The organism is Priestia sp. P1_B12_1 (assembly GCF_056406695.1).
Genome location: NZ_JBFTZR010000001.1, coordinates 414,086 through 438,549, shown reverse-complemented (window position 1 = coordinate 438,549; position 24,464 = coordinate 414,086). Strand labels below are relative to the sequence as shown.

At 40.1% G+C, this 24,464-nt stretch carries 25 protein-coding genes; all 25 read left to right on the top strand.

Annotated elements, in window-relative coordinates; genetic code table 11:
* Positions 1 to 164 precede the first annotated feature (164 nt).
* A complete protein-coding gene (gene sdaAB, locus AC1D0Y_RS02280; protein ID WP_013058911.1) occupies positions 165 to 827 on the top strand; it encodes an L-serine ammonia-lyase, iron-sulfur-dependent subunit beta in 663 nt (220 codons plus the stop codon).
* Between the two features lie 98 nt (positions 828 to 925).
* Positions 926 to 1,813 (top strand): L-serine ammonia-lyase, iron-sulfur-dependent, subunit alpha, encoded by an 888-nt coding sequence (gene sdaAA, locus AC1D0Y_RS02275; RefSeq protein WP_013084817.1) that lies wholly within the window; start codon positions 926 to 928, stop codon positions 1,811 to 1,813.
* Positions 1,806 to 3,854, top strand: a complete 2,049-nt coding sequence (gene recG, locus AC1D0Y_RS02270) for an ATP-dependent DNA helicase RecG (protein WP_060745965.1) — start codon at positions 1,806 to 1,808, stop codon at positions 3,852 to 3,854. The genes sdaAA and recG overlap by 8 nt, the downstream gene beginning before the upstream one ends.
* A 424-nt stretch (positions 3,855 to 4,278) precedes the next feature.
* Positions 4,279 to 4,842 (top strand): transcription factor FapR, encoded by a 564-nt coding sequence (gene fapR / locus AC1D0Y_RS02265; RefSeq protein WP_013058909.1) that lies wholly within the window; start codon positions 4,279 to 4,281, stop codon positions 4,840 to 4,842.
* A 20-nt stretch (positions 4,843 to 4,862) separates the two neighbouring features.
* Positions 4,863 to 5,867, top strand: coding sequence for a phosphate acyltransferase PlsX (gene plsX, locus AC1D0Y_RS02260; RefSeq protein WP_217598345.1), 1,005 nt, complete (start codon positions 4,863 to 4,865; stop codon positions 5,865 to 5,867).
* A 3-nt stretch (positions 5,868 to 5,870) separates the two neighbouring features.
* The gene (fabD, locus tag AC1D0Y_RS02255) at positions 5,871 to 6,815 is read left to right on the top strand and encodes an ACP S-malonyltransferase (protein WP_098526077.1); all 945 of its coding nucleotides are present in this window, start codon (positions 5,871 to 5,873) and stop codon (positions 6,813 to 6,815) included.
* A gap of 1 nt (position 6,816) precedes the next feature.
* Positions 6,817 to 7,557: a 3-oxoacyl-[acyl-carrier-protein] reductase gene (gene fabG / locus AC1D0Y_RS02250; protein ID WP_013058906.1), complete on the top strand. Its 741-nt coding sequence runs from the start codon at positions 6,817 to 6,819 to the stop codon at positions 7,555 to 7,557.
* A gap of 138 nt (positions 7,558 to 7,695) precedes the next feature.
* A complete protein-coding gene (gene acpP, locus AC1D0Y_RS02245; RefSeq protein ID WP_013058905.1) occupies positions 7,696 to 7,929 on the top strand; it encodes an acyl carrier protein in 234 nt (77 codons plus the stop codon).
* 181 nt (positions 7,930 to 8,110) lie between these two features.
* A complete protein-coding gene (rnc, locus tag AC1D0Y_RS02240) occupies positions 8,111 to 8,857 on the top strand; it encodes a ribonuclease III (RefSeq protein ID WP_028410797.1) in 747 nt (248 codons plus the stop codon).
* A 77-nt stretch (positions 8,858 to 8,934) separates the two neighbouring features.
* The gene (smc, locus tag AC1D0Y_RS02235; protein ID WP_028410798.1) at positions 8,935 to 12,495 is read left to right on the top strand and encodes a chromosome segregation protein SMC; all 3,561 of its coding nucleotides are present in this window, start codon (positions 8,935 to 8,937) and stop codon (positions 12,493 to 12,495) included.
* A gap of 25 nt (positions 12,496 to 12,520) precedes the next feature.
* A complete protein-coding gene (ftsY, locus tag AC1D0Y_RS02230) occupies positions 12,521 to 13,519 on the top strand; it encodes a signal recognition particle-docking protein FtsY (RefSeq protein ID WP_013058902.1) in 999 nt (332 codons plus the stop codon).
* Between the two features lie 272 nt (positions 13,520 to 13,791).
* Positions 13,792 to 14,124: a putative DNA-binding protein gene (locus tag AC1D0Y_RS02225; protein ID WP_025750337.1), complete on the top strand. Its 333-nt coding sequence runs from the start codon at positions 13,792 to 13,794 to the stop codon at positions 14,122 to 14,124.
* A 12-nt stretch (positions 14,125 to 14,136) separates the two neighbouring features.
* On the top strand, positions 14,137 to 15,480 hold the full coding sequence (ffh, locus tag AC1D0Y_RS02220; RefSeq protein WP_013058900.1) for a signal recognition particle protein: 1,344 nt from the start codon (positions 14,137 to 14,139) through the stop codon (positions 15,478 to 15,480).
* 136 nt (positions 15,481 to 15,616) lie between these two features.
* On the top strand, positions 15,617 to 15,889 hold the full coding sequence (gene rpsP / locus AC1D0Y_RS02215) for a 30S ribosomal protein S16 (protein WP_013058899.1): 273 nt from the start codon (positions 15,617 to 15,619) through the stop codon (positions 15,887 to 15,889).
* Positions 15,890 to 15,900: 11 nt separating this feature from the next.
* A complete protein-coding gene (locus AC1D0Y_RS02210; protein WP_013058898.1) occupies positions 15,901 to 16,131 on the top strand; it encodes a KH domain-containing protein in 231 nt (76 codons plus the stop codon).
* Positions 16,132 to 16,282: 151 nt separating this feature from the next.
* Complete coding sequence (locus AC1D0Y_RS02205; protein ID WP_013058897.1) at positions 16,283 to 16,666, top strand: YlqD family protein; 384 nt, start codon at positions 16,283 to 16,285, stop codon at positions 16,664 to 16,666.
* A 12-nt stretch (positions 16,667 to 16,678) separates the two neighbouring features.
* Entirely contained in the window at positions 16,679 to 17,191 is a 513-nt protein-coding gene (rimM, locus tag AC1D0Y_RS02200) for a ribosome maturation factor RimM (RefSeq protein ID WP_028410799.1), read from the top strand.
* Positions 17,191 to 17,931 carry a tRNA (guanosine(37)-N1)-methyltransferase TrmD gene (gene trmD, locus AC1D0Y_RS02195; protein WP_028410800.1) on the top strand — a complete coding sequence of 247 codons (741 nt, stop codon included), beginning with the start codon at positions 17,191 to 17,193 and terminating at the stop codon, positions 17,929 to 17,931. The genes rimM and trmD overlap by 1 nt, the downstream gene beginning before the upstream one ends.
* Positions 17,932 to 18,092: 161 nt before the next feature.
* Positions 18,093 to 18,437: a 50S ribosomal protein L19 gene (rplS, locus tag AC1D0Y_RS02190; protein WP_013084808.1), complete on the top strand. Its 345-nt coding sequence runs from the start codon at positions 18,093 to 18,095 to the stop codon at positions 18,435 to 18,437.
* A 180-nt stretch (positions 18,438 to 18,617) separates the two neighbouring features.
* Positions 18,618 to 19,169, top strand: coding sequence for a signal peptidase I (gene lepB / locus AC1D0Y_RS02185; RefSeq protein WP_013058893.1), 552 nt, complete (start codon positions 18,618 to 18,620; stop codon positions 19,167 to 19,169).
* Positions 19,170 to 19,190: 21 nt separating this feature from the next.
* Positions 19,191 to 20,057: a ribosome biogenesis GTPase YlqF gene (ylqF, locus tag AC1D0Y_RS02180; protein ID WP_028410801.1), complete on the top strand. Its 867-nt coding sequence runs from the start codon at positions 19,191 to 19,193 to the stop codon at positions 20,055 to 20,057.
* A gap of 107 nt (positions 20,058 to 20,164) precedes the next feature.
* Positions 20,165 to 20,932: a ribonuclease HII gene (locus tag AC1D0Y_RS02175; protein ID WP_286127715.1), complete on the top strand. Its 768-nt coding sequence runs from the start codon at positions 20,165 to 20,167 to the stop codon at positions 20,930 to 20,932.
* Positions 20,933 to 21,301: 369 nt separating this feature from the next.
* Positions 21,302 to 22,462: an ADP-forming succinate--CoA ligase subunit beta gene (sucC, locus tag AC1D0Y_RS02170; RefSeq protein WP_013058890.1), complete on the top strand. Its 1,161-nt coding sequence runs from the start codon at positions 21,302 to 21,304 to the stop codon at positions 22,460 to 22,462.
* Between the two features lie 18 nt (positions 22,463 to 22,480).
* The gene (gene sucD / locus AC1D0Y_RS02165; protein WP_013058889.1) at positions 22,481 to 23,383 is read left to right on the top strand and encodes a succinate--CoA ligase subunit alpha; all 903 of its coding nucleotides are present in this window, start codon (positions 22,481 to 22,483) and stop codon (positions 23,381 to 23,383) included.
* A 63-nt stretch (positions 23,384 to 23,446) separates the two neighbouring features.
* Complete coding sequence (gene dprA, locus AC1D0Y_RS02160; RefSeq protein WP_043976470.1) at positions 23,447 to 24,328, top strand: DNA-processing protein DprA; 882 nt, start codon at positions 23,447 to 23,449, stop codon at positions 24,326 to 24,328.
* The last annotated feature ends 136 nt before the right edge of the window (positions 24,329 to 24,464 follow it).

Here is a 24,464-nt window from a genome sequence, read left to right as displayed (position 1 = left end):
TCTTATTTTCATAGATAAATACACTGCTTTTTTTGTGCGTGAACCCCTAATAAAAATGAGAATTTTTAAATTTTTTAAGAGCGTGAAACAAAGCTTCCAAAAAGTCAAAAGCTCAAGTAACATATAAGTAATAACAATGTCTAAATAGCAGGGGGAAAATCCTTATGAAATATAAATCTGTCTTTGATATTATTGGTCCGGTAATGATTGGACCATCTAGCTCACATACAGCTGGTGCAGCGCGTATTGGACGCGTTGCCCGAACGCTTTTTGGCAAGCAGCCCACAAAAGTTGTGGTTTCACTGTACGGTTCTTTTGCTCAAACGTATAAAGGGCACGGAACAGACGTAGCGCTGATTGGCGGTATTTTAGATTTTGATACGTTCGACCAGCGTATTCCGCAATCTTTGGACTTAGCTAAAAAGGAAGGGATGGACGTCACGTTTGTTGAGGAAGCAGCAATCACAGATCATCCGAATACTGCTCGCATTAAAATGAGCGACGGATTAAAGGAAATTGAAGTTGTTGGAATTTCAATTGGCGGAGGGAAAATTCAAATTACGGAGCTGAACGGATTTGAATTAAATTTATCAGGCATGAATCCAGCTATTCTCGTTGTGCATAATGACCGATTTGGTGCCATTGCGACCGTTACGAATATTTTGATGAAACACTCAATTAATATCGGACATATGGAAGTATCTCGCAAAGAGCGCGGAGAAGTAGCGCTCATGGCAATTGAAATGGATACCAATATTGAAGATGATGTAATTGAAGAGTTAAAAACATTGCCTCACATTATTCAAGTAACAAGAATGGTGGAGTAGGATAGAGCCAATAGGAACGGTTTGAGAGAATAACTGGAGCCGAGTGGTTATAGATGATTCTGAAGTGAAAATAAGACAGAATAATAGCGGAGGTTACTATGTTTCGAAACGTAGCAGAACTAGTAGAATTAGCAGAAAGTCAAAATGTAAAAATTGCAGAGATTATGATTCAACAGGAAATAGATATCACGGGAGTTACTCGTGAAGAAATCATGGAAAAAATGGACCGGAACTTAACGGTTATGGAAGAAGCGGTTGAACGCGGTTTAAAAGGGGTACAGTCTGTTACAGGTTTAACAGGCGGAGATGCAGTGCTGCTTCAAAACTATATTCAAAGTGGAAAATCTTTATCTGGAAATTTAATTTTAGATGCAGTCAGCAAAGCTGTAGCGACAAACGAAGTAAATGCGGCAATGGGGACAATCTGTGCAACCCCTACTGCTGGATCTGCGGGGGTAGTGCCAGGAACGCTGTTTGCAGTGCAACATAAGCTAAACCCAACTCGTAAAGAAATGATTGAATTTTTATTTACATCAGGTGCTTTTGGGTTTGTTGTAGCCAATAATGCGTCTATTTCAGGAGCAGCAGGCGGATGTCAAGCAGAAGTTGGTTCAGCTTCAGGTATGGCAGCTGCAGCGATTGTTGAAATGGCAGGAGGTACACCTAGTCAGGCAGCTGAAGCAATGGCAATTACTCTCAAAAATATGCTAGGATTAGTATGTGACCCAGTAGCGGGGCTAGTAGAAGTTCCATGTGTGAAACGAAACGCAATGGGAGCGGCGAATGCAATGATTGCAGCAGATATGGCCTTAGCAGGCATTACAAGTCGTATTCCATGTGATGAAGTCATTGATGCTATGTATAAAATTGGTCAAACAATGCCGGTTGCATTACGAGAAACTGCACAAGGAGGCTTAGCGGCAACACCAACAGGTCGCGAGCTTGAAGCGAAGATCTTTGGTATTGCATTAAATAAAAGTGAATGAACTAACAACTATTTCAATTAAAACCATTAAAGGTATTGGAGAGGAAACAGCACAAGCATTAGAGGATATGCATATTCACAGTGTGCATGACTTGTTAGAACATTTCCCATACCGCTATGAAGATTATGAGTTAAAAGATTTGGCTGAAGCAAAGCACGACGAAAAGGTCACCGTAGAAGGAAAGGTTCACAGCGTCCCCTCGCTTACGTATTACGGAAAAAAACGTTCGCGCCTGACGTTTCGGCTGCTAGTAAACCGCTATTTGATTACGGTTACTTGTTTTAATCGCCCTTACTATAAATCAAAGTTAGAAATCGATCAAACTGTTACGGTTACGGGGAAATGGGATCAGCATCGGCAAACGATTAACTTGCAGGAGCTTCAATTTTCTCCGTTTGTTAAAAATCAAACGATTGAGCCTGTTTACTCGGTTAAAGGCAGCTTAACGGTCAAAGGAATGCGGAAATTCGTCTCTCTTGCGTTGAAGAATTATGGCAGCAGCATTCAGGATATGCTCCCGGCTTCTATTCGTTCTAGATACAAACTAGTAACGCGTGAAGAAGCGGTTAGAAGTATTCACTTACCTCGTGATCATGAAGATTTAAAACAAGCAAGACGTCGATTTGTCTATGAAGAATTTCTACTTTTTCAATTAAAAATGCAGGCGCTTAGAAAGCGCGAAAGAGAAGAAACGCCTGGAATGAAGCAAGCGTTTGATTCAACTGAGCTGGTAAACTTCACGAACTTGCTGCCGTTTCCGTTAACAAACGCTCAAAAACGTGTAGTAAACGAAATTACGCACGATATGAAATCGCCTTATCGCATGAATCGCTTGCTGCAAGGTGATGTAGGGTCAGGTAAAACAGTCGTAGCAGCGGTTGCTTTATACGCCACTGTTTTAGCAGGGCATCAAGGTGCTTTAATGGTACCGACTGAAATTTTAGCTGAACAGCATGCTGAGTCATTGACTACGATGCTTGAAAAGGTAGGAATCAGCGTAGGCTTGCTAACAGGGTCTGTTAAAGGAAAAGCAAGAAGAGAGCTGCTTCAGCGAGTGAAAGACGGAGATGTTCATGTATTAGTAGGTACACATGCCTTAATTCAAGACGAAGTTATATATAATAGCTTAGGGCTCGTCATTACGGATGAACAGCACCGCTTTGGAGTTGGGCAGCGCCGGGTTTTACGTGAAAAAGGAGAGAGTCCGGATGTACTGTTTATGACGGCGACTCCTATTCCAAGAACTCTTGCTATTACGGTGTTTGGAGAAATGGATGTGTCCATTATTGATGAAATGCCAGCAGGACGTAAGGCAATTGAAACATACTGGGTAAAACATGATATGCTTGAACGTATTTTACATTTCGTTGAAAAAGAAATACATGACGGCAGACAAGCTTACGTTATTTGTCCGTTGATTGAAGAATCGGACAAGCTGGATGTTCAAAATGCAATTGATGTACATGCAACACTCACTCACTATTTTAATGGAAAAGCAAGCGTTGGTCTCATGCACGGAAGATTGTCACCTGATGAAAAAGAAGAAGTGATGAAACAGTTTAGCGTAAATGACGTGCAGATTTTAGTATCAACAACGGTTGTAGAAGTAGGAGTGAACGTTCCGAATGCAACCGTGATGGTCATTTATGATGCAGAGCGCTTTGGGTTATCTCAGCTTCATCAGCTAAGAGGACGCGTAGGACGAGGAGATGCACAGTCGTATTGTATTCTGCTGGCGGATCCGAAATCAGAAGTTGGAAAAGAACGAATGACCATTATGACGGAAACAAACGATGGATTTGTATTATCAGAAAGAGACTTAGAGCTTCGTGGACCTGGTGATTTCTTTGGCAGAAAACAAAGCGGGATGCCTGAGTTTAAAGTAGCCGATATGGTGCACGATTACCGTGCGCTTGAAGTAGCTCGAGAAGATGCTGCTAAGCTTGTAAATTCCGACAGCTTTTGGACAGAAGATCAGTTTGCACTGCTGAGAATACAACTAGAAGCAACGGGCGTATTGACTGGAGAAAAATTTGATTAGTAAAAGAGACTGAAACAAAGTAGTTTAGTTGAAGGAAAATCCGAACGATCAATCGTTCGGATTTTTTTCATTGTGGTGATGAACGTAGATTTCATGTATGTGATGGGTATGTAGGTGCTTCTAACTGTTAAGTAAAGGGCATGGCACTCCTGCGGGGAAAGCGAAGTCTTGCACGGAAATCAGCAGCGGTGTAACAAGCAATTTATACGAGCTCCTTTATCCCATTTGTTCATCTTTAGATTGAAGTGACAATCTCTTTTCGTCTATAAAGATAAAAAGCGGCTTAGAGTGAAAGAGTTAGCGGCTGGTGGCCATTACTACGACGTCAATGCACAGAATACAGCATGTGAAAAATGTTGCAATTAGAAGGCAATGATTATATACTGCTATTAGTACCTAGTATTAAAAGTTCGGATGGTGGACAATGAAGCGCAGTAAAAAAGAAAGACAGCAGCTATTAAAAACGACAATTGAAGAAAACCCATTTATTACGGATGAAGAACTAGCAGACCGTTTTTCAGTGAGCGTTCAAACAATTCGATTAGACCGCCTAGAGTTGTCGATTCCTGAACTGCGAGAACGTATTAAGCATGTAGCTTCAAAACAACTAGACGAGGAAGTGCGTTCGCTTCCGATTGAAGAAGTAATTGGAGAAGTTATCGACATTGAACTAGATCAATCAGCGATATCTATTTTTGATGTGAAAACAGAGCATGTGTTTCAGCGTAATCAAATTGCTCGTGGTCACCACCTTTTTGCGCAAGCTAATTCGTTAGCTGTCGCTGTTATTAACAATGAACTAGCGCTCACAGCAGATGCGTCGATCCGTTATCATCGCCCTGTTAAGCTTCATGAACGAGTGATAGCAAAAGCGAAAGTTCTGTCAACTAGTGAAGTGCGAACCACCGTTGAGGTAAACAGCTATGTAGGGCAAGAGCAAGTATTCTCTGGCACTTTTAAAATGTATCGTTCTACAAAGGATAAATAATAAAAAGGATGAGACGCAACATGAAACTAGCTATTGATGCAATGGGCGGAGATCATGCACCGAAAGCCATTATTGAAGGTGTAGAAAAAGCTACTGCTCAATTTAAAGAATTACATATTACGTTAATTGGAAACGAATCAGAAATAAAAAAGTATTTAACAAATTCAGATCGTATTTCAATTATTCATACAGAAGAAACCATTGATGCAACTGATGAGCCAGTGCGAGCTGTGCGCCGTAAAAAACAAGCATCTATGGTATTAATGGCAAATGAAGTGTCCGAAGGTCGTGCGGATGCCTGTATTTCAGCAGGAAACACAGGTGCGCTAATGACAGCGGGACTTTTTATTGTAGGTCGTATCAAAGGCATTGAACGTCCAGCACTTGCTCCGACGCTTCCGACACTAGATGGAAAAGGCTTTTTAATGCTAGACGTTGGTGCAAACGTTGATGCCAAGCCTGAACATTTGCTCCAGTACGCTGTGATGGGGTCTGTGTATGCCGAAAAAGTACGCGGCATTCAAGCTCCTAGAGTGGGGCTGCTGAACATTGGAACTGAGGATAAAAAAGGAAATGATTTAACAAAGCAAGCCTTTCAGCTGCTAAAAAATGCTGATCTCAATTTTGTAGGCAACGTGGAATCCCGTGATTTGCTAAACGGCGTAGCGGATGTGGTTGTAACAGATGGTTTTACAGGGAATATGACTCTTAAGAGCATTGAAGGAACGGCGCTTTCCTTGTTTTCTATGATTAAACAAGAATTAATGAGCACGTTAAAAAGCAAGTTAGCCGCAGCGGTGCTAAAGCCTCAGCTGCAGGGGTTAAAAGCGAAAATGGATTACAGTGAATATGGAGGCGCAGGGCTGTTTGGATTGCATGCGCCTGTTATCAAAGCGCACGGTTCGTCGGATGCGAATGCAGTATTTAGCGCGATTAAGCAAGCTGTGAATATGGTGGAAAACAATGTGTCTTCCACTATTCAAAAAGCAATCGAACAAACTGCTAATGAAGAAAAGGAGAGATAAGAAATGGGGAAAATTGCTTTTATCTTTCCAGGCCAAGGGTCACAAACTGTTGGTATGGGAAAAGATTTATATGATGGAACCGAGGAAGCGAAAAAGCTGATTCATACAGCTGACGAAGCTTTAGGGTTCAGTCTTTCAAACATTATTTTTGAAGGGCCTCAAGAAGAATTGACGTTAACTTATCATGCTCAACCTGCTCTTTTAACAACGAGTACAATGCTGCTTGAAGCATTTAAAACGAGCGGAATTACACCCGATTTTGTTGCGGGTCACAGTCTAGGAGAATACAGTGCGCTTGTGGCTGCTGAGGTTTTATCGTTTGAAGATGCCGTTGCTGCTGTTCACAAAAGAGGTCGCTATATGGACGAAGCTGTACCAGCAGGTCAAGGTACAATGGCAGCAGTGCTTGGCATGTCAGCAGAAGATCTAGAAGCTGTTACCGCTCAAATTACAAGCGAAGGCGACGCTGTTCAGCTTGCAAATATTAACTGTCCGGGTCAAATTGTTATTTCAGGTACGGTAAATGGCGTAGAAAAAGCTGGAGCTCTTGCCAAAGAAAAAGGCGCAAAACGCGTGATTCCTCTAGTGGTAAGCGGTCCGTTCCACTCTAGTTTAATGAAGCCAGCTGCTGAAAAACTACGTGATACGCTAGAAACAGTGGGCTTTAGCGATGCGAAAGTTCCAGTCGTAGCAAACGTAACAGCAAAGCCGGTTACTGACAGTCAAGATATTCAAAACAAGCTAGTGGAACAGCTGTATTCTCCAGTGAGATGGGAAGAAACAGTTGAGACACTTCTTGCAGAAGGTGTAGATACATTTGTTGAAATTGGACCAGGAAAAGTATTATCAGGTCTTGTGAAAAAAGTAAATCGCCGTGCGGCTGTTTATGCTGTTAATGATCTTACATCATTAAAATCAACGATTGAAGCACTAAAAGGGGGAGAATAACATGTTACAAGGGAAAGTTGCGGTTGTAACAGGCGCTTCTCGCGGAATTGGTCGTGCCGTTGCAATTGAGCTCGGAAAGCTTGGTGCTAAAGTAGTTGTAAACTATTCTGGCAGTGAAGCGAAAGCTCTTGAAGTAGTGGATGAAATTAAAGGATTAGGAACGGATGCAATTGCTGTACAAGCGAATGTGGCGGAAAGTGATTCTGTACAAGCAATGATAAAAGAAGCGATTTCTACATTTGGTTCAGTAGATATTTTAGTGAACAACGCGGGCATCACACGTGATAATCTTCTTATGCGTATGAAAGAAGACGAATGGGATGATGTTATTAATACAAACTTAAAAGGCGTATTTTTGTGTACAAAAGCGGTTACTCGTCAAATGATGAAGCAACGCGCAGGACGCATCATTAATATTTCATCAATTGTCGGCGTCAGCGGTAATGCTGGACAAGCAAATTATGTAGCAGCAAAATCAGGAGTGATTGGTTTAACAAAAACAACTGCCAAAGAATTAGCAAGCCGCAATATTACAGTGAATGCAGTTGCTCCTGGTTTCATTGCAACAGACATGACGGATAAATTGAATGAAGAAGTGCAGGCGGAAATGTTAAAGCAAATTCCTCTTGCAAGCTTCGGCCAGCCTGAGGATGTTGCGAACGCAGTTGCGTTTTTAGCATCAGATGCAAGCCGCTATATTACGGGTCAAACGATTCACGTTGACGGCGGAATGGTGATGTAAAAAAGGCACTTTACGAAAAGTGTAATTTGGTGATAAAGTACAAAGGGACGTTTACTAGGCGACCGATAAACTTTATTATTCAACCATAGTATTTTAGATGGAAATCATCTATAATGACTTGAGGGGAGGTGAAGAACAATGGCAGAGGTACTAGAACGCGTAACAACAATCATTGTTGATCGTCTTGGTGTAGACAAAAGTGAAGTGAAACTAGAATCTAGTTTCAAAGAAGACTTAGGTGCTGACTCTCTAGACGTAGTTGAATTTGTAATGGAGCTTGAAGAGGAATTCGATATCGAAATTTCTGACGAAGAAGCTGAAAAAATTTCAACTGTAGGAGATGCAGTTAATTACATACAGAGCCAAATTTAATCTGTAGTATATGTATGAAAAGCCCCGTTAAACAGCGGGGCTTTCTCTTCTTTTTAAGAATTTCAAAAAAAGACCTCTTTTTTTTGAAAAGGTAGTGTATCTTTTAGGATACCTCGTTTTATAATGAGAGATGTTAGGAAAAAACTACGAAACAATTGAAGCAGGTAAGCGGAGGTATTTTATGCCTAAACAATATTCAAATCGAGATCGAAAGATAAACGTGAAATTCAAGCAAAATTTTGCAGAGTTTCAAAAGGAAATTGGTATTCAGTTTACAAATGAAGCGCTTCTTTTTCAAGCATTTACACATTCATCCTATGTGAATGAGCATCGCAGAAGACCGTATGAAGACAACGAGCGTCTTGAGTTTTTAGGAGATGCCGTATTAGAGCTAACCGTATCGCAATTTCTATTTAAAAAATATCCAACGATGAGTGAAGGTGAGTTAACGAAGCTTCGTGCAGCAGTTGTGTGCGAACCGTCGCTTGTTACTTTTGCAAATGAAATGGATTTTGGTAAACTAGTGTTACTTGGAAAAGGTGAAGAGATGACAGGCGGCCGATCTAGACCGGCTTTACTGGCCGATGTGTTTGAAGCATTTATCGGAGCTCTTTATTTAGACCAAGGGCTTGATACGGTAGTAACGATTCTAAAAAAAGTTGTCTTTCCAAAAATTAATGAAGGTGCTTTTTCTCATGTGATGGATTTCAAAAGCCAGCTTCAAGAAGTGATTCAACGTGATGGAGTTGGACACTTAGAATACAAAGTTTTGCAAGAAAAAGGTCCAGCGCATAATCGCGAATTCTTATCTCGCGTATCGTTAAATGGTGAAGAGCTCGGCGTTGGTGTAGGGCGTTCGAAAAAAGAAGCAGAGCAAAAAGCAGCTCAAGTAGCTATTACGAAAATTAGAGCAAGTCAAACGAAATAAAATGATCCCCCTCTTAACGTATTCGTTATAAAGGGGGATTTGCTATGAAAAAATTACATGTGTGAGGGGGGATTTCTATGTTCCTCAAACGATTAGATATTGCAGGGTTCAAATCGTTTGCAGAAAAAGTATCGATAGATTTTGTGCCAGGTGTAACGGCGGTAGTAGGACCGAATGGAAGCGGAAAAAGCAACATTACGGATGCCATACGCTGGGTGCTTGGAGAACAGTCAGCCAAATCGCTTCGTGGAGGGAAAATGGAGGACATTATTTTTGCAGGAAGCGAATCGCGCCGTGCAGTAAATGTTGCTGACGTAACGCTTACGTTAGAAAATGATGACCAGTTTCTCCCGCTTGACTACCATGAAGTTAGTATTACAAGGCGCGTGTACCGCTCAGGAGACAGTGAATTTTTTATTAACAACCAGCCGTGCCGCTTGAAAGATATTGTCGATTTATTTATGGATTCAGGACTTGGAAGAGAAGCTTTTTCGATTATTAGTCAAGGAAAAGTAGAAGAAGTACTAAGCAGTAAATCTGACGAGCGCCGTAAAATTTTTGAAGAAGCAGCAGGTGTATTAAAATACAAAACGCGTAAACGAAAAGCGGAGCTTCGACTTCTCGAAACGCAAGAAAATTTAAATCGAGTGGTAGATATTCTTCATGAAATTGAAGGTCAGTTAGAGCCTTTACAGATTCAATCGTCTATTGCCAAAGATTATTTGCAGAAAAAAGAAGAATTAGAGCACATTGATGTGGCTGTTACGGTATTTGAAGTTGAAGATCTTCATCAGAAATGGGAAAAATTAAAAGCTGAAATGGCTCAGCACGAGCAGCTCGAAGAATCTCTCGCGACGAATATTCGCACGCGTGAAGGAGAAATCCAGACCCTTCGTTTGCACATTCAGCAAATAGATGAACAACTAGACTCTTTACATAAAAAACTACTATATGTAAGTGAAGAAGTAGAAAAGCTAGAAGGCAAAAAAGAAGTATTAAAAGAGCGTAAGAAAAACGCCTTTCAAAATAAAGAGCAGCTGGAACGTTTAGTAAAAGAGTATACTCATAAGCATCAAGAGCTAAGTAAAGCAAAAGACAGCGAAGGAAAAGATCTTGAGCAATCTCAAAAAGAAGTACAAGAGATACGTCTAAAGCTTACTGAGCAGGAACAGCTGTTCAGGCAGTACAGCGAGAATCTAGAAGAAAAACTTGAACAGATGAAAAGCGAGTATTTTGAATTAGCGAACGCTCAAACATCCGCTCGAAATGAAATTTCATTTTTAGAGCAGCAAAAAATGCAAACGTTTGAAAAAGAGCAGCGTTTAACAAAATCCAACGAGCAATACGTAGAACAGCGCCGTGAATTAACGCAGCGAAAAGAAGCGGCGATCAAAAGGCTTGCTCAGTTTCGTCAAGAGCTTCAGCAGGCTGTACACGTGTATAAGCAGCAAGGAGAGAAGCTTGAGTCATTAAGGCAAGCCTATCGTAAACAAGAGTCTACGCTTTATCAAGCTTATCAGTACGTGCAGCAGACAAAATCACGAAAAGAAATGCTTGAAGAGATGCAAGAAGACTATGAAGGTTATTTTCACGGTGTAAAAGAAGTGTTAAAAGCGCGTGATGAGAAGCTTGCAGGTATCAAAGGCGCCATTGCTGAGTTAATCAATGTTCCAAAAGAGTATGAAACAGCGCTTGAAATTGCGCTTGGAGGAGCAGCTCAGCATATTGTCGTTCAAGACGAACAAAGTGCACGTCAGGCAATTGGCTTTTTGAAACAAAATGGTTACGGGAGAGCTACATTTTTACCACTGACGTCTGTAAAAGACCGTTATGTTCCGGCTCAAACTATTTCTATGCTAGAGAGTCACGAAGCGTATGTAGGGATCGCTTCATCTCTTGTTAAATACGAAGCTACCTATGACCGAGTTATTAAAAATTTGCTTGGAACCGTTATTGTTGTCAATGATTTAAAAGGTGCAAATGAACTTGCCCGTCTTGTGCAGCATCGCTATCGTTTTGTGACCGTTAAAGGAGATGTCGTCAACCCCGGTGGTTCGATGACAGGGGGTTCCATGAAGCAAAAGTCCAACTCTTTACTAGGCCGTCAGCGTGAAGTGGAAGCCATTACGGCAAAAATAGAAGAGATGGAACAAAAGACGCTTGTGCTCGAGCAAGATGTAAAAGATAAAAAGTCACAGATTGAAGAGCTTCAACAGGAAATTAATAAACAGCAGGCATTTGTGGAACGCTTGAAAGACAAAGAGCAGGAATCTGATCGAGAAGTAAAGCAAATTGACATCGAAGAAAAAGCAGTGAATGACCGTTTAACCATGTACGATCATGATATTGCTAGCTTTAGACAAGATCAAACAAGCTTGTCCGCTCGAATTGATGAGCTGCATACGAGTTTGCAAGGAAATCAGCAGCAGGCAAATGTGTTAGAGAAAAACATTGAAGAGTTAGCTGCACGCAAGCATACACAGCAAACGTCTAAAGAAACGGTTCAACATGAGCTTACAGAAGTAAAAGTGCTTCTTGCGAAAAAAGAACAGTTCCTCACAAATCAGCAAGAAAAATATGAAAGAGTGTGCTTTGAGCTTGATCAAACCATTCAGCGTTTGTCTGAAGCTACAGATGATCTTTCTCTTTTAACGAGTGAAATCACGAGCAATGACTCGGGTGAACTTAAGCTTGAAGAAGCGGCGCATGAGCGAATAAAAGAAAAGACAGAAACGTTACAATTAATGGATGACTGCAGATCAGAGCGGTTGAAAGCCCAGAATAAACTTGAAGACGAAGAGAGGGTTGTAAAAGAGCTGCAGCGTCAGTACAAACAAATTACGGATGCTTTAAAAGATGAAGAAGTCAAAATCAATCGAATTGACGTAGAGCTAGACAGCCGTCTGCAGCAGCTGACAGAAGAGTACGAAATTAGCTTTGAAGCAGCAAAAGAAAAATATCCTTTAACATTAGATATTCAAGAAGCGAGGAAAAAAATCAAGCTCATTAAGCTGGCAATTGATGAATTAGGAACCGTAAACTTAGGTTCTATTGAACAATACGAACGCGTTTCAGAGCGCTATGAATTTTTAAATACGCAGCGAGCGGACCTTGACGAAGCGAAAAATACGCTGTATCAAGTGATTGAAGAAATGGACGAGGAAATGAAGAAACGTTTTTCTGATACGTTCACTCGTATCCGCAATGAATTTGGTACAGTGTTCTCTTCCCTATTCGGAGGAGGAAAGGCGGATTTGAAATTAACAGATCCGAAAGATTTATTAAATACAGGTGTAGAAATTGTTGCCCAGCCTCCTGGGAAAAAACTGCAGAATCTAGGGTTGCTGTCAGGCGGCGAGCGTTCGTTAACAGCCATTGCCCTCCTGTTTTCTATTTTGAAAGTACGTCCGGTGCCGTTTTGTGTGCTAGATGAGGTGGAAGCGGCGCTTGATGAAGCAAACGTTCATCGCTTCGCTACGTATTTACGCAAATTTAGTAATCAAACACAGTTCATTGTTATTACTCACCGAAAAGGTACAATGGAAGAAGCTGATGTACTGTACGGTGTGACAATGCAAGAATCTGGCGTATCGAAATTAGTCTCTGTTCGTTTAGAAGAATCAAAGCAATATGTTTAACTCATAGAATGAAAGGGTGGTACGAATGAGCTTTTTTAAGAAACTAAAAGAAAAAATTACAATGCAAACCGATTCTGTTACACAAAAATTTAAAGATGGACTATCAAAAACGCGCAATTCTTTTTCAGAACGCGTGAATGATCTAGTGTCTCGCTATCGTCAAGTAGACGAAGAGTTTTTTGAGGAATTAGAAGAAATTTTAATTAGTGCTGATGTCGGTGTGGCTACCGTGTTGGATTTAATTGATGACTTAAAATCGGAAGTGAAACGCCGTAATATTAAGGATCCTCAAGATGTGCAGGCTGTTATCTCTGAGAAATTAATTGACATTTATGAGTCTGGTGAAGAGCAGATTGGTGAACTGAATATGCAGCAAAATGATTTAACAGTGATCTTGTTTGTAGGGGTAAACGGCGTTGGGAAAACAACAACAATTGGGAAAATTGCGCATAAATTCAAACAAGAAGGCAAAAAAGTTGTAATGGCAGCAGGTGATACGTTCCGTGCTGGTGCGATTGAGCAGTTAGAAGTATGGGGAGAACGCGTTGGTGTTGATGTTATTAAGCAATCTGCAGGTTCTGACCCTGCCGCTGTCATGTATGACGCTGTTCAGTCAGCCAAGGCTCGAAAAGCAGATGTTTTACTATGTGATACAGCAGGCCGCCTTCAAAATAAAGTGAATTTAATGAAAGAATTAGAGAAAGTAAAGCGTGTTATTGAGCGAGAAATTCCTGGTGCTCCTCATGAAGTACTGCTTGTACTTGATGCGACGACGGGTCAAAACGCTTTAAGTCAGGCTAAAACATTCTCAGAAGCAACGAACGTGACGGGAATTGTGTTGACAAAACTAGATGGTACGGCTAAAGGTGGAATTGTTCTTGCCATTCGAAACGAACTGAAGCTTCCTGTTAAATTCGTTGGACTTGGAGAAAAAGTGGACGATCTTCAGCCGTTTGACACGGAGCAATATATTTATGGATTATTTGCCAATGCTGTAGAAGAAGAAACAGAAAAAGAGGCGTAATCTAAAAAGAGGCTAGGATATAAGTATCTTAGTTGAAGGAAGATCCGAACGGTTCATCGTTCGGATTTTTTATTAGTAGGATGGACGCAGGTTTCATATTTATTCGTCTTTAAATTGAAGTAATTTAGTTATGTCTCCATCTCTTTTAAGTGGGAAAATGTGAGGTGTTAAGGAAAAAACTTGACATTCAAACCTCGCCTAGTTAAACTAATAACATGTAAAGGCTTTTCACTTAACAAGGGGGCGGTCAGATGGTTGAAAAGAGCGTGCATATGCTCGAAAAAACAACAAGAATGAATTACTTATTTGACTTCTATCAGGCGCTGTTGACGCCCAAACAAAGAAGTTATATGTCACTTTATTACTTGGATGATTATTCCCTCGGTGAAATAGCGGAAGAATTTGATGTGAGTCGTCAAGCAGTTTATGATAATATAAAACGTACAGAGCAAATGCTTGAACAATATGAGGAAAAGCTATTGTTATTTCAACGGTTTCAAGAGCGTCAATCAATTGTTCAACAACTGAAAGACGAACTTGCAGCCGACTTACACAAGAATAGTAAGCTTTCTTCTCTTCTTGATTCGCTCGAGAAATTAGATTAGGGGGCGGCGTATATGGCATTTGAAGGATTAGCCGACCGTTTGCAAAGCACACTGCAAAAGTTAAAAGGAAAAGGAAAAGTTAACGAAGCTGACGTTAAAGAAATGATGCGTGAAGTTAGACTTGCCCTTTTAGAAGCCGATGTAAACTTTAAAGTAGTAAAAGACTTTGTTAAGCGCGTAAGCGAACGTGCTGTAGGTCAAGACGTTCTTAAGAGCTTAACGCCTGGACAACAAGTTATTAAGGTTGTACAAGAAGAATTAACTGCACTTATGGGCGGAGAGCAAAGCAAGATTGCAGTAGCTCCGAAAGCTCCAACTGTAATTATGATGGTTGGACTTCAAGGTGCAGGTAAAACAACAACAACCGGTAAACTTGCCAATTTATTACGTAAAAAATATAACCGTAATCCATTGCTTGTAGCAGCAGATATTTATCGTCCGGCAGCTATTAAACAGCTTGAAACACTAGGAAAACAGCTTAGCATGTCTGTTTTTTCATTAGGTGATCAAGTAAGTCCTGTGGAGATTGCGAAACAAGCTATTGCTCATGCGAAAGAAGAGCATCACGATTATGTATTAATTGATACAGCGGGACGTTTGCATGTTGATGAAAATCTAATGGAGGAGTTAGAACAGATCAAAGAGCTTTCTAACCCAGACGAAATTTTCCTTGTTGTCGATGCGATGACGGGTCAAGATGCAGTAAACGTTGCGGATAGCTTTAATAAGCAATTAGGATTAACTGGAGTTGTATTAACGAAACTAGACGGCGATACGCGCGGTGGTGCAGCGCTTTCTATTCGTGCAGTAACCGATACACCAATTAAATTTGTCGGTCTTGGAGAAAAAATGGATGCTATTGAAGCATTCCATCCAGAGCGTATGGCTTCCCGTATCTTAGGTATGGGTGATGTGCTGACGCTTATCGAAAAGGCTCAGGCCAATGTAGATGCTGAAAAAGCAAAAGAGCTTGAAGCTAAGCTGCGCACGCAGTCATTTACATTTGATGACTTTTTAGATCAACTTGCTCAGGTGCGTCAAATGGGACCGCTTGATGAGCTGATTGGTATGCTTCCGGGCGCCAATAAAGTAAAGGGGCTCAAAAACCTGCAGGTTGATGAAAAGCAAATTAATCATGTAGAAGCAATTATTCGTTCTATGACGAAAGCGGAAAAAACAAACCCTGAAATCATTAATGCAAGTCGAAGAAAGCGTATTGCAAAAGGAAGCGGACGTTCTGTACAAGAAGTTAACCGTTTGCTTAAACAATTTGAAGACATGAAAAAAATGATGAAACAAATGACAAATATGTCAAAAGGCAAGAAAAAGGGTATGAAACTTCCATTCTTTTCATGATAAAACGCTTGATTTGGACTGAAAAACCAAAGAAAATAAAATATTTTTCTAGTGTTAAGAAAAAAACCTTTACAAACATTTTACCTATTTGATATTATATTATCTTGTTGAAACATATTCGGAGGTGCTTTATAAAATGGCAGTAAAAATTCGTTTAAAACGTATGGGAGCTAAAAAATCTCCTTTCTATCGTATCGTAGCAGCAGACTCTCGTTCACCACGTGATGGACGTTACATCGAAGTAGTTGGAACTTACAATCCTGTAGTTCAACCAGCTGAAGTTAAAATCGATGAAGAGCTAGCTCTTAAATGGTTACAAAATGGTGCTAAACCATCTGATACAGTTCGTAACCTTTTCTCTAACGAAGGCATCATGGAAAAATTCCATAATGCTAAATTAGGAAAATAATTTCACTCGAGATGACATCACTAATCGAAACAATTGTAAAGCCGCTTGTTGATTACCCAGCTGATGTTAAAGTGGAGGAACAAGAAGATGAACGTCAAGTGACGTACATCCTTACTGTTCACCAAGAAGATGTCGGCAAAGTAATTGGCAAACAAGGCCGCGTTGCAAAAGCGATTCGAACTGTTGTGAATGCAGCAGCATCACAGCAAGGTAAAAAAGTGTATGTGAAAATTCAAGAGTAATCAAAAAGGGAGAGGGATAACCTCGCCCTTTTTTTATGTTATGATAAGATGAACGTTTTGATCACAGTAAGTCTTTTGCGAGCAAGAAGCAGCTATTTCAATATGCATGTAAAAAGCACAAGGTCACTATCTTGAGAGCGGAGGGAACGTTTTGAACATTATTCAAAAAGTGGTTGTGAAACAAGTGTTAACTGAAGCAAGCAAACAAGATCTTGAAAATCGTTTTATAAACCGCAAGCAGGCGCTTGAAAAAGAGATGGAACAGCTGAAATTTCAGTTAAAGCACATGGAAAAAGCCAATAAAGGTTCTTCTTTATTACATAGTCAGTTTGAAAAAGAAAAATCCGCTCGCCTTGAAAAAATTGAAGTGTTGAACTTTCAGCTGACGCAATTAGAAAAGCTTCCTTTAGGGAGCGAACTCGTTGAAACGGAACTGGATGCCTTGGTAGAGGTAAAAATCGGCGATGATTGGGAAAAGATAAAAGAAAGTAAAACAATTATTATAAAAGATAGCAAAGTTGTTGAGATTAGATAGAGGTGAAGAAGCATGGAATGGTTTAAGGTTGGAAAAATTGTGAATACCCACGGTGTAAAAGGAGAAGTTCGTATTGTATCAACTACGGATTTTGCTGATGAGCGCTATGAAAAAGGAAATAAACTTTATATCTTCAAAGAAAAGCAAAGCGAGCCGGTAGAAGTAACGGTAGCAAGCCACCGCAGGCATAAAAATTTTGATCTGCTTACATTCGAAGGCTACCACAACGTAAATGATGTTGAGCAGTATAAAAACTGTGAAGTGAAAATCCCTGAGGAGCAGCTAACGGATTTAGAAGACGGTGAATTCTATTTCCACGAAATTATTGGGTGTACAGTAAAAACAGAAGACGGGGTAGAGGTAGGAACGGTCAAAGAAATTTTAACGCCGGGAGCTAATGATGTGTGGGTTGTTAAAAAAGGCGGAAAAGAAGTTCTTATTCCTTACATCGACGACGTTGTACAATCTATTGATATAGATGAAAAAGAGATTGTTATTACGGTAATGGAAGGGTTATTGGACTAATGAAAATTGATGTACTGTCGCTATTTCCTTCTATGTTTGACGGTGTTTTTGGTGAATCAATTTTGAAAAAAGCACAGGAAAAAAATGCGGTTGAACTGAATGTAGTTAATTTCCGAGAATACTCTACGAACAAACATCAAAATGTGGACGATTATCCTTACGGCGGAGGTGCTGGAATGGTATTGACACCTCAGCCTATTTTTGACGCTGTAGAAAAGCTGACTGAAACAGCTAAGAAGCCCCGGGTAGTTTTGCTTTGTCCCCAGGGCGAACGCTATACGCAGGCAAAAGCAGAAGAGCTAGCAGCGGAAGAGCATTTAATTTTTATTTGCGGTCATTACGAAGGGTATGATGAACGGATTCGTGAGCAGCTGGTAACTGATGAAATTTCAATTGGTGACTATGTATTAACTGGAGGAGAGCTTGGTGCAATGGTTGTGATCGATAGCGTTGTTCGCCTGCTTCCTGATGTGCTTGGCAATAATCATTCAGCTGTACAAGACTCACACAGTACAGGTTTACTAGAGCACCCGCACTATACGCGTCCTGCTGATTTTAGAGGCTTAACAGTTCCTGAAGTACTTATGTCAGGAAATCATAAAAAAATTGAACAGTGGCGCCAAAAAGAGTCTTTAAAGCGCACGTTGCTTCGAAGACCGGATATGCTTGAAAAAATGGAGCTAACGGAAGAGCAAAAGAAAGTAGTAGCTCAATTAAAAGAGGAAAACAACCTTTCATAAATCCATAAAATTTATGCATAAACTCTGTTGCATACGGTATAAGAGTGTGCTAAGATAGATTTTGTGGCTTGGGCAGATGTCTGGTCACCTATAACGATGTTCCGCTGCAATGATTGAAAAGCATTGGTATGAGCGTCTGTTGGAAGGAGTTGAAACACGCGATGCAAAAATTAATCGAAGAGATTACAAAAGAACAATTAAAAACAGATCTTCCTACGTTCCGTCCTGGTGATACTGTACGTGTACACGTAAATATCGTTGAGGGTACTCGTGAACGTGTTCAGGTATTTGAAGGTGTTGTTATTAAGCGTCGTGGCGGTGGTATCAGCGAAACATTTACAGTACGTAAGATTTCTTACGGTGTAGGTGTAGAGCGTACATTCCCACTTCATACGCCAAAAATTGCAAAAATCGAAGTAATGCGCCGCGGTAAAGTACGCCGTGCGAAACTTTATTACCTACGTGAATTACGTGGTAAAGCTGCGCGTATTAAAGAAATTCGATAATAGTAAAGGGGAGCTTGTTTATACAAGCTCCTTTTTTCAAATGTTTTTTTAGAACGATTCGTTCTCTGACAGGAAAAAATAGACGTACAAGTCATCATTTTTTTATTCTATTTATTTATTAGGCGTTTCAAACATTATCGTTTAAAATAAAGGTATGACATAAGAGTTGGAGGACTGAAGATGGCTCGAAAGAAAAATGAACTGTGGGAATGGATAAAAGCAATCGCCATTGCCGTACTGTTAGCTGTTGTAATTCGCTATTTTTTGTTTGCACCGATTGTAGTAGATGGCCTTTCTATGATGCCTACGCTGCATGACCAAAATCGAATGATTGTAAATAAGTTCTCCTATAAGATTGGTGATCCTGATCGCTTTGATATTATTGTTTTTCATGCTACAGCGGAAAAAGATTACATAAAACGTATTATCGGACTGCCGGGTGATCATATTGAGTATCGAAATGATACGCTATATGTAAATGGAAAAGCTTATAAAGAGCCCTATTTAGATCAGTATAAAAAAGAAGTGATTGACGGTAATTTAACCGAAGATTTTAAACTAGAAGACGTAACGGGTAAAAAGACCGTGCCAGAAGGCTATTTGTTCGTGATGGGAGACAATCGACGCTACAGTAAAGACAGCCGTCAGATTGGCTTTGTCAGCATGGACAAGGTGCTTGGTAAAACGAGTGCCGTATACTGGCCGATTAAAGAAGCGCGTTTTGCAAAGTAAAATATAAAAGGTGAGTAAAATATGACAATTCAATGGTTTCCTGGCCACATGGCCAAGGCCAGAAGACAAGTAACTGAAAAGCTAAAATTGATTGATATTGTATACGAACTGGTTGATGCACGCATTCCGCAATCATCGCGAAATCCAATGATTGATGAGATTATTGTGAACAAGCCGAGAATCGTATTGCTGAATAAAGTGGACAAAGCTGATCCGCGCGTTACTCAGCAGTGGCTAGATTATTACAAAGCACAAGGTATTTATGCCTTAGCTATTGACGCACAAGCAGGTAAAGGAATGAAACAAATTGTTTCGTCTTCCAAAGAACTTCTTCAAGAGAAGTTTGACCGTATGCGCGCAAAAGGAGTCAAAAAACCCCGCGCTATTCGAGCGATGATTGTAGGGATTCCTAACGTTGGTAAATCAACGCTGATTAATCGCCTTGCCAGTAAAAAAATCGCCAAGACCGGAGATCGTCCAGGTGTGACGCAAGCACAGCAGTGGATTAAGGTAGGAAATGAGCTGGAGCTACTTGATACGCCAGGTATTTTGTGGCCTAAGTTTGAAGATGAAACAGTTGGATATAAGCTTGCGACAACGGGTGCTATTAAAGATACCATTTTAAATATGCAAGATGTTGCTGTTTATGCGCTGCGCTTCTTAACTAGCCATTACCCAGAACAATTAAAGCAGCGTTATGATTTAAATGAAATCCCTGAAGACATTGTAGAGCTTTTTGATGCAATTGGGTCGCGCCGCGGCTGTTTAATGGGTGGCGGCATGGTGGATTACGATAAAACGGCTGAGCTTGTTCTTCGAGAAATTCGAACGGATAAAATCGGCACCTTTACATTTGATGATCCAAGTGAAGCTGAACAGCAGCTGTAAGCAATACATTGCGAACTGAAACAAAAAACGCCTCTGCCTTTTTAGCATGAGGCGTTTTTTATGTAAAAGTGCCGCATGAAAATGTTGATATAAAGAAGGTGGAGCTAATGAAAAAGAGTATTAAGGAAATAAAAGAAGAACTAAAGCAAGTGAGAAGCCCGGAAGATGCTTTATTTAAGGCATATGCGCAAGATGAGCGTAAAGGTGTGCAGCAGATTATTATTCAAAAACAGAGGCAATTTGAAGCCGCTGAGGGCTTGAAGAAACAGTTTGATGAAATGATGGCATATGAAAACGAATTATACAATCAAGGAGCAACCTATATTGCCGGAGTAGATGAAGTAGGAAGAGGACCGTTAGCAGGACCGGTAGTAGCTGCTGCTGTTATTTTGCCGCCGGATTTTTTTCTCCCTGGTTTGACGGATTCAAAGAAGTTATCAGAAGCAAAGCGAGAAGCGTTTTATGAAGAAATTTGTAAAAGCGCTGTCGCTATCGGTATAGGTATTATAGACGCAGAGGTCATTGATTCTATTAATATTTATGAAGCAACAAAAAAGGCAATGACTGAAGCAATTGAACTTCTAGCTGTCCAGCCTGATGAACTGCTTATTGATGCGATGAAGCTGCCGGTGCCTATTTCGCAGCAGTCAATCATCAAAGGCGATGCTACAAGCATTTCCATTGCTGCAAGTTCTGTTATTGCAAAAGTGACGCGAGATCAAATGATGAAAGAACTTGGTGAACGCTATCCTGCATACGGATTCGAAAAACATATGGGATATGGAACAAAACAACATTTAGAAGCAATCGAACAATATGGAATTTTGCCAGAACACCGCCGATCTTTTGCACCAATAAAAAACCAAGTAAACTAGAACATGATACCCAAGCATATCTCTGCTTTTTAGCGCATGTTTCACATGCGGGATTTTAGGTTCAAAAAGGATATAGCTTATTTAAGTGGAGATATTGCAGAGGGTGAAGTTCGTAAATTATTTTCCTCTCAGTTCGCTTCAGTTGTGAAGGTTGATTTACATGATCAACCGTACGTTTAACGTCCGCAGAGTCTCATTGACCTCATAAGGTATGGTTAAGTACTATCTCCATAAAAATATCAATTTTCTTATTATTTCAATATTTTTCACTAGAATAGTAGACAATTAGACAATTATTTTTATACAATGAAAGCGCAGTCTATTTTGTGCAGTATAGTTTTGTGGTTGATTATGTTAGGAGGATGGGAAATGAATATCCATGAGTATCAAGGAAAAGAACTACTCAGAAAATATGGGGTTGCAGTACCAAACGGTCGAGTAGCTTTTACTGTTGAAGAAGCAGTTGAAGCAGCAAAGGAATTAGGTTCACAAGTATCAGTGGTGAAAGCACAAATCCATGCTGGTGGACGCGGTAAAGCGGGCGGTGTCAAAGTAGCAAAAAACTTAGATGAAGTTCGTACATATGCACAAGATATTTTAGGAAAGACCCTCGTAACACACCAAACAGGCCCTGAAGGAAAAGAAGTTAAGCGCTTGTTAGTTGAAGAGGGATGCGATATTAAGAAAGAATACTACATCGGTTTAGTTCTTGATCGTGCAACATCTCAAGTTGTATTGATGGGTTCTGAAGAAGGTGGAACTGAAATTGAAGAAGTGGCGGAAAAAACGCCTGAAAAAATCTTTAAAGAATATGTGGATCCTGCGATTGGTTTACAAGCATTCCAAGCTCGCAGACTTGCATTTAATATTAATATTCCAAAAGAACTAGTTGGAAAAGCAGTTAAGTTCATGACAGGTTTATATACAGTATTTGTTGAAAAAGACTGCTCAATTGCAGAGATTAATCCTCTAGTTGTAACAGGTGACGGAGACGTTATGGCATTGGATGCGAAGTTAAACTTTGATTCAAATGCGCTGTATCGTCAAAAAGATATTCTTGAATATCGTGACCTTGAAGAGGAAGATGCTAAAGAAATTGAAGCATCTAAATACGACTTAAGCTACATTTCACTAGATGGTAATATCGGTTGTATGGTAAACGGTGCAGGTTTAGCAATGGCAACGATGGATATTATTAAACATTACGGAGGCGACCCTGCTAACTTCCTGGATGTTGGGGGCGGCGCAACTGCTGAAAAAGTAACAGAAGCATTCAAAATTATTTTATCTGACCAAAATGTAAAAGGTATTTTCGTTAATATTTTCGGCGGGATTATGAAATGTGATGTTATTGCAACAGGTGTTGTTGAAGCAACGAAACAAGTTGGATTAAGCCTTCCATTAGTTGTTCGCTTAGAAGGAACAAACGTTGAACTTGGAAAAGAAATTTTACAAAAATCAGGCTTAAATATCACAGCTGCTGAATCTATGGCAGACGGCGCACAAAAAATCGTTTCACTAGTGAAATAGAAAGGCTGGGGGATAGGAATGAGCGTATTTATTAATCAAGATACAAAAGTAATTGTACAAGGAATTACAGGCGGAGTTGGCCTTTTTCATACACAGCAAATGTTAGAATATGGAACGAAAATTGTTGGTGGCGTAACACCAGGTAAAGGCGGCTTAGAAGTAGAAGGTGTTCCGGTATTTAATACGGTTGCCGAGGCAAAAGAAAAAACAGGCGCAACGGCTTCTGTTGTATATGTTCCGCCAGCATTCGCAGCTGACTCCATTATTGAAGCAGTTGACGCAGATTTAGATTTAGTTATTTGTATTACGGAAGGTATTCCAGTATTAGATATGGTAAAAGTAAAGCGTTATATGGAAGGAAAACGTACGCGCCTTGTGGGACCTAACTGCCCAGGTGTTATTACACCGGAAGAATGTAAAATTGGAATTATGCCAGGGTACATTCACAAAAAAGGTCATGTAGGTGTAGTTTCACGTTCTGGTACATTAACATATGAAGCTGTTCATCAACTTTCTGAAGCTGGCATTGGCCAATCAACAGCTGTTGGTATCGGTGGTGACCCAGTGAACGGCACGAACTTTATCGATGTATTAAAAGCGTTTAATGAAGATGAAGATACGTATGCAGTAATTATGATTGGTGAAATCGGCGGTACGGCAGAAGAAGAAGCGGCAGAATGGGTAAAAGCAAACATGACAAAACCTGTGGTTGGCTTCATTGGCGGTCAAACAGCACCTCCAGGAAAACGTATGGGCCATGCTGGTGCTATTATTTCAGGTGGTAAAGGGACAGCATCTGAAAAAATTAAAACAATGAATGAGTGCGGTATCCAAGTAGCTGAAACACCATCTGTTATGGGAGAAACACTTATTAAAGTGTTAAAAGAACAAGGCATTTACGAGCAGTGTAAGACTCATTAATAGAAGACATATAGCCTCCTTTGACTGGGGGCTATTTTGTCCATTTAAAAAGGAGATTGTAGAATGTCTGATTTACGGGAAAAATTAATTCATTTAGCACATTGTCCATCTGTTAATTGGAAACAAATTTTTACGCTACTTCAACAGAATTCTTCATTACAAAATCTCTACGAGTACTCTCCATCACAGCTTCAAAAACTATTGACTCTCTCGATTGAACGTGCTAATCAAATAAAAAAAGATTTGCAAACTATTCCAATACGAGATATTCTAGATAAATATGACGCTGAGAATATTCAATGTGTCACCATCCTAGATGATGAATATCCTGAACTTTTGCGCCATATTTATGATCCGCCTTGGGTATTATTTGCAAGAGGAAAGATTTCTCTCCTACACGCTACGGCAAGCTTAAGCGTTGTAGGAACAAGGAATCCCACTTCATATGGAACTGCAGCTCTGACTCATATTGTTAAGCCGATGCTGCATGAAGAATTTGTCGTTGTAAGTGGACTGGCCTTAGGGATTGACCAGGCTGCTCATGAACTGGCTATCGCTGAAAAAGCTAAAACGATTGCAGTTTTAGGCGGAGGGTTTTATAATATTTACCCAAGAGGAAACCAAAATTTAGCAAGAGAAATTGCGCAGCATCATTTGCTGCTTTCTGAATATGCCCCGTTTATGAAGCCGACAAAATGGTTTTTCCCTCGCAGAAACAGAATCATTAGCGGATTAACAGGAGGCACGTTGGTGGTGCAAGCAAAAGAAAGAAGTGGATCTTTTATTACCGCCGACCAGGCGCTTCAGCAAGGAAGAGAAGTATTTGCCATACCGGGTTCTATTTTTGAAGAAACATCATGTGGAACGAATAAGTTAATCCAATTAGGGGCAAAACTTGTGCAAAGCGCTGCTGATATTACAGATGAAATGATGTATATAAGATGAATGTTTCAAAGTAGTCATATTCTTGCATGGTATGAAATACTAGTGAGATACGTAGTAAAATCGTATGACTTATCTTTTGGACATTTGACAAACAAGAACCAAATATTTAATAATAATGAAGATTTTATTCTACCTC

Coding starts and splice junctions, on each gene's coding strand:
- sdaAB (WP_013058911.1), top strand. CDS start 165: ATGAAATATAAATCTGTCTTTGATATTATTGGTCCGGTAATGATTGGA.
- sdaAA (WP_013084817.1), top strand. CDS start 926: ATGTTTCGAAACGTAGCAGAACTAGTAGAATTAGCAGAAAGTCAAAAT.
- fapR (WP_013058909.1), top strand. CDS start 4,279: ATGAAGCGCAGTAAAAAAGAAAGACAGCAGCTATTAAAAACGACAATT.
- plsX (WP_217598345.1), top strand. CDS start 4,863: ATGAAACTAGCTATTGATGCAATGGGCGGAGATCATGCACCGAAAGCC.
- fabD (WP_098526077.1), top strand. CDS start 5,871: ATGGGGAAAATTGCTTTTATCTTTCCAGGCCAAGGGTCACAAACTGTT.
- fabG (WP_013058906.1), top strand. CDS start 6,817: ATGTTACAAGGGAAAGTTGCGGTTGTAACAGGCGCTTCTCGCGGAATT.
- acpP (WP_013058905.1), top strand. CDS start 7,696: ATGGCAGAGGTACTAGAACGCGTAACAACAATCATTGTTGATCGTCTT.
- rnc (WP_028410797.1), top strand. CDS start 8,111: ATGCCTAAACAATATTCAAATCGAGATCGAAAGATAAACGTGAAATTC.
- smc (WP_028410798.1), top strand. CDS start 8,935: ATGTTCCTCAAACGATTAGATATTGCAGGGTTCAAATCGTTTGCAGAA.
- ftsY (WP_013058902.1), top strand. CDS start 12,521: ATGAGCTTTTTTAAGAAACTAAAAGAAAAAATTACAATGCAAACCGAT.
- AC1D0Y_RS02225 (WP_025750337.1), top strand. CDS start 13,792: ATGCTCGAAAAAACAACAAGAATGAATTACTTATTTGACTTCTATCAG.
- ffh (WP_013058900.1), top strand. CDS start 14,137: ATGGCATTTGAAGGATTAGCCGACCGTTTGCAAAGCACACTGCAAAAG.
- rpsP (WP_013058899.1), top strand. CDS start 15,617: ATGGCAGTAAAAATTCGTTTAAAACGTATGGGAGCTAAAAAATCTCCT.
- AC1D0Y_RS02210 (WP_013058898.1), top strand. CDS start 15,901: ATGACATCACTAATCGAAACAATTGTAAAGCCGCTTGTTGATTACCCA.
- rimM (WP_028410799.1), top strand. CDS start 16,679: ATGGAATGGTTTAAGGTTGGAAAAATTGTGAATACCCACGGTGTAAAA.
- trmD (WP_028410800.1), top strand. CDS start 17,191: ATGAAAATTGATGTACTGTCGCTATTTCCTTCTATGTTTGACGGTGTT.
- rplS (WP_013084808.1), top strand. CDS start 18,093: ATGCAAAAATTAATCGAAGAGATTACAAAAGAACAATTAAAAACAGAT.
- lepB (WP_013058893.1), top strand. CDS start 18,618: ATGGCTCGAAAGAAAAATGAACTGTGGGAATGGATAAAAGCAATCGCC.
- ylqF (WP_028410801.1), top strand. CDS start 19,191: ATGACAATTCAATGGTTTCCTGGCCACATGGCCAAGGCCAGAAGACAA.
- AC1D0Y_RS02175 (WP_286127715.1), top strand. CDS start 20,165: ATGAAAAAGAGTATTAAGGAAATAAAAGAAGAACTAAAGCAAGTGAGA.
- sucC (WP_013058890.1), top strand. CDS start 21,302: ATGAATATCCATGAGTATCAAGGAAAAGAACTACTCAGAAAATATGGG.
- sucD (WP_013058889.1), top strand. CDS start 22,481: ATGAGCGTATTTATTAATCAAGATACAAAAGTAATTGTACAAGGAATT.
- dprA (WP_043976470.1), top strand. CDS start 23,447: ATGTCTGATTTACGGGAAAAATTAATTCATTTAGCACATTGTCCATCT.